This is a genomic window from Bradyrhizobium manausense (assembly GCF_001440035.1).
Lineage (GTDB): Bacteria > Pseudomonadota > Alphaproteobacteria > Rhizobiales > Xanthobacteraceae > Bradyrhizobium > Bradyrhizobium manausense.
Window position 1 is genome coordinate 1 of record NZ_LJYG01000089.1, and the last position, 4,410, is coordinate 4,410.

The window sequence follows — 4,410 nt, forward strand, 5'->3', positions numbered from 1 at the left end:
CGATTGAGATCACGAACTGGACGGCATCCGATCTTGTGAAGATGTTCACCAGCGAGGCGATCACAATGCCGATCAGGCCCATGAACAGAAAGGAACCGAACCGCGAGAGATCGGCACCCGTTGTAAACCCGTACAGGCTCGTGACGCCATAGGTTGCCGCCGTTATGAAGAAGACGCGCGCGATCGAGCTTCCGGTGAAGACCAGGAAGATTCCGCCCAGCGACAGGCCCATCACCGCAGCGTAGATCCAGAACAGCAGGACCGCGGCGCCGACGCTGATGCGTTCGATCCTGAAGCTCAAAACCAGCACGAATCCAAGCGGCGCCAGCATCACGATCCAGAGCAGCGGCGTGCCCTCGATGGCCTGATAGAAGCCCGAGAAAGCGGCGGCATAGGCGACGAGGCCGGTCAATATCAATCCACCTGCCATATAGCCATAAACGCGCTGCATGTGTTGCCGCAGCCCGGCTTCGATGCGAGCTTGCGCTGCCATTCCGAACGATGCATTGGGATCATTGGGCGTATAATAGCTCATCACTCGCTCCTGTAAGCTCGCTCGGTGCTGCAAGCGCAATAGCCAGTCGTCGTCTCGATCGCCATGCATCCCGGCAAGGCGGCTCAGCGGCCGTGCAGTGCTCGTTCACAGCGGACCTGGTCGGCGGCATGCTGGCGCACCATTGGCGTAAGGCTTCAGCACCGACGGCGCCCGCGCGTTGTGCGACGAGATTCTTTTACGAAACAGCATCAAGGTTGCAAATCGATTTTCACGCACAGCCCGGCGTGACGGATGTCGCAGAATTGAACGTCGCCGCCGTTGGGATCGATAAACCAGATGACCGGAAAGAACGGATTGATCATCGCGGAGCCCGTCACGGCATGGGCCACATAGTTCTCGTTCAAGGAAGGGCGGCCGACCGTCGCGGCGAGCTTGACGCAGGAACCATTGTTCGCCGTGAGATCGTGATAGCCGTAACGCGCCGAACAAATCCAGAATTGATTTTCCTTCTTATCGACCACGTAGGCCGTAGCCGTCCTGTAAGTCGTATTGGACCTGACATCGGGCTCGGGGAACAACTCGTAGCGCATGCTGCCTTGGGCGAACGCTGGCGACGCGACAGCGATGGCGAGAAACGCGGCGATACCTTGGATCATCTTTCGCATGAGCTATCCCGAACGAATAAGCCACGATAGCAGCTTCCTGAATGGCAAGCCTTGACCGCTGTCAATTCAGGGATGGAGACCCGGCATTGCTGCCCGATATCCGCTCCACGCCGACCGCGCGCCGCAACCGTCGGCATGAAATATCCAGTCTGGTCTGCAGGCGGCATCGGTACCCGCATTACTGTGCCGCCGAGCGCCGAATGCAAGATCGATTTGCTTGAACAACGAGCCTCGGCGGCCTTGCGTCTGAAAGGACATGCAGGGGTCGACACTTATTCCGCGGCTTGACGTAGATCAGCGTCCCGTTCGGAATATTCCTTCACTTGCCGCGGGCGCCCCATCAGAACCGGCTGGAATAATACCGCAAAGGCCATCGTGCATAACAGTGCGATGGTCATCAGCTTGCCCATGCTCGACATGCCGGGATAACTCGACGCCCACATGCTTCCAAATGCGGTGCCTGTCGTCATGCCGCTAAATACCACTGCACGGGTCAATGTCGACTGCAGCAGCCCGGTCTTTCCGGCCCGCCACGCCATGACGTAGTAGATCTTGAACGCCACTCCTACGCCGAGCAGCAAGGGAAGCGCGATGATGTTAGCGAAATTCAGCGAAAGATCGTCCAGCACGGCGACCTCGAGCGTAGCAACTCCGGCAAGCAGAAGGGGGATAAGCGTCATGAGCACATCAGTTATCCGCCGCAGAGCGATAAAGAGCAGAATGGTAATCGCGACGAGCGCCAGACTACCCGCCTGAACAAACGCCGCAGTGACGGTTCTTGCGGATTCGTAGAGGCTTATCGCCCCGCCGGTCGCTGGCGGTTCGGCGCGAAGCACCGCGGTCGCAAACTCGCGCAGCACATTGGTATCGTTCGGATCGCCCTTAGGCAACGCCTTGACCAGGGCCGTCCCGTCGGGCGACAACCAATCACGCACCAGATTTTTCGGCAATGTGTCGATCGTAATGAATTGCGGGGCAAGACTCTTGCGAAGCATGTTGAGGTCGTAAACCAAAGCCGGCACAAACGCGTCTTCGGCGCGAGCTCGAGTTGCGGCATCCGATCTCGCGAGTTGCCTTAACAGATCTGACACATGCCGCGCACTAGCGGCCGCGGCGACGTCTGAGTTGCCCGCAGCTCCGGCGAGGTCTTCTGCAGCGGCATCGAGCGCAGCCGCATTTTCTTGGTCGTTCGGAGCAGGCTGCATGCGCGGGGGATTGAGAGCCGGGCCGAGCCGATGCGACGTTTCGCTTAGAGCAGCAATCTTCTGCTCCTGCTCCGCCGGAAAGAGGCTGTTCAACGTCAAGGTTTGCGAAATTTCGGGAAGCCCAGCCAGGCGCTTTGCCTTTTGATCGGCCTCTCCGAGCGATTGCGCTAGTAGCTCCGCGTCGTTGCCGCTGGCTTCCGGATCATGCTGGAGCTCGCGAAAGGTCACGACGGCGGGAGAATCGGAGCGTTGCAGATTGACGGGGTTGAAGTCGAAAGTCAGCCTCGACAACAACGGCGCACCGGCAAGAACGACAATCAAAGTTACGGCGACCACCGCGATGCGATGACGCTGGAGGAAATCGTCCAATGGCGTCAGCCCGCGAAAGCCGACCGGGGCGAACTCGCCCGGAGGCTGAAGCAGCGCCAGCACCGCCGGCACCAGAGTGATGCTACAGACAAAGGCAATCAGCATGCCAGAGCCGGCAACCAGGCCCAATTCGGAGAGGCCCCGGTAGTCGGTCGGCAAAAACGCTAAAAATCCAGCAGCGGTGGCCGCTGCGGCAAGCGAGAGCGGATCTCCGACTTTGCACGCAGCCCATCGCAACGCTTCATATAAATTGGGGTGCTCGTGCCGTTCGGCCCGATAGCGGACGATGAACTGAATACCGAAGTCCACGCCAAGGCCAACGAAGAGCACGAAAAATGCGACCGAGATGAGATTGAACGCGCTGACCATGACAAGTCCGAGAGCCACAGTTGCCGAGAGGCCAACTATGAGGCTGAAAAAGACAGCGGCAATCAGTTTCCAGGACCGAACCGCGAGCCAAAGAACTATCAGGACGCCGAACGCCGCCGTGAACGTGTCGCGCACCGCGCTCGAGCGAATGACCGCAAACCGATCGTCATTCATCGGCACCGGCCCGGTCAGAGCGACGGCGGCGCCAAATTTATCCTGCAGATGCAAATCTGCGGCCACGCGGCGAATCCCCTCTTCCGCCCTATGTCCGGGCTGAAGTGCCGAAAAATCCAGAGCCGGCTGAACCTCGAGAAAGTGCCGCCGCTGCTTGTCGGGGAGCGGCTGGCCTTCCAGCAGTTCCTGCCAGGAAAACGTGGCCGGCCTGCCGGACAAGACGTCGCTCAAGGTCCGATCAGCCAGCGAGAGAGGCCAGGTCAGCCGGTCTAACTTGATCGCGCCGCCCTTCACGCCGGCGGTCGCGAACGAGAGCGTCTTCGCAATGCCACGAAGGCTCGGATCGAGGGCAAGCGCCGCAAGGACGGGCTGCATCCTTGCGAGCCCCTCGGCGGTTTTTCGGACGTCGGCGAGAGGCTTAAACAGCAGCCCATTGCGTTCGAAGAAGTCCCCGCTATCGGGCTGTTCCATCAGCGGGAATAGATCGGGCTGTCGCGAGAGGGTCTGTGCCAGCAGGTTCGCGGCCTGTTCGGCATTTTCGGCTGATGGGGCCGTCACCACCGCAATGATGCCTTTTGGCGGAAATGCTCTAGACAGGGCAATCTGGCGTTGGTGCCAAGGAAGGTCTTGCGAAATCAGGCCCTCTATGTCGGTGTTGATTGAGAAGCGTTTGACGTCGAAGATTGCAGCCGCGAGCATCAGCAGCGTACCGGCAATGACGATCGCCCAGTGCCGGCGGGCGCAGAAATCCGTTACTCGAACGATCGTTAGATGAATCATGGCAGAGCCAAAACCGCGCCAAAGATTACCAGTCGAGAACGAAGCATCCTCAACAGTGTGCTCGAGACGTCTGGCAGCCCCACTTGCCTTTTAGCTGCCTGCACAAGCACGGCCTTGACGACCGTCAAGGCGTAGACGCCCTCTCGCAGGTGGCGCAGGACTTCATCGGCCTGTTACGGAGCGCGCTGCGGGGGTAGGACGGCAACCGCGAACCAGATCGTGCTCAGCGTCGAAAAAACTTGGTTGGCGCGCCATTCAGAATAAAATCTCGAACTCATACACCATTGAAATTCCTCGCCATTTCGCAGCGCACCCAACGGCGCGATGGTGCGCGCTGCACAACTCCCCCGCC

3 protein-coding genes are annotated in these 4,410 nt (G+C 59.6%); all 3 read right to left on the reverse strand.

Going from position 1 to position 4,410, the window contains the following annotated elements; genetic code table 11:
• Nucleotides 1–535 (reverse strand): Bax inhibitor-1/YccA family protein (locus AOQ71_RS20775; protein WP_057750201.1); only part of this gene is annotated, 535 nt, incomplete at its 3' end.
• Between the two features lie 209 nt (nucleotides 536–744).
• Nucleotides 745–1,161, reverse strand: coding sequence for a hypothetical protein (locus AOQ71_RS20780; protein WP_057750203.1), 417 nt, complete (start codon nucleotides 1,159–1,161; stop codon nucleotides 745–747).
• A gap of 272 nt (nucleotides 1,162–1,433) precedes the next feature.
• Nucleotides 1,434–4,058 carry a hopanoid transporter HpnN gene (hpnN, locus tag AOQ71_RS20785; RefSeq protein ID WP_083514371.1) on the reverse strand — a complete coding sequence of 875 codons (2,625 nt, stop codon included), beginning with the start codon at nucleotides 4,056–4,058 and terminating at the stop codon, nucleotides 1,434–1,436.
• Nucleotides 4,059–4,410 lie beyond the last annotated feature (352 nt).

Coding starts and splice junctions, on each gene's coding strand:
- AOQ71_RS20780 (WP_057750203.1), bottom strand. CDS start 1,161: ATGCGAAAGATGATCCAAGGTATCGCCGCGTTTCTCGCCATCGCTGTC.
- hpnN (WP_083514371.1), bottom strand. CDS start 4,058: ATGATTCATCTAACGATCGTTCGAGTAACGGATTTCTGCGCCCGCCGG.